The 247-nt window shown below is 52.2% G+C and carries 1 protein-coding gene; it reads right to left on the minus strand.

The features are described from left to right. Window positions 1–247: acyl-CoA dehydrogenase family protein (locus SB725_RS33060; RefSeq protein ID WP_410923682.1), on the minus strand; the 247-nt coding region annotated here is incomplete at both ends.

Raw genomic sequence — 247 nt, forward strand, 5'->3', positions numbered from 1 at the left:
GGTGATCCACATTTTATTGCCCGTCAACTCGTAACCGCCATCGACTGCGCGCGCACGCGTTGACATCGATGAAGGGTCAGATCCTGAATCTGGCTCAGTCAGACCGAAGCAGCCGACATACTCACCTGTGGCAAGCTTTGGCAAATACTTTTCTCTTTGCTCTTCTGTGCCGTACGCCCAAATAGGATGCATAACCAAGCTTGACTGTACGCTCATCGCTGAACGGTAACCCGAATCAACGGCTTCC

Source organism: Pseudomonas sp. SIMBA_041 (assembly GCF_046535095.1).
Classification (GTDB): Bacteria; Pseudomonadota; Gammaproteobacteria; order Pseudomonadales; family Pseudomonadaceae; genus Aquipseudomonas; species Aquipseudomonas mucoides.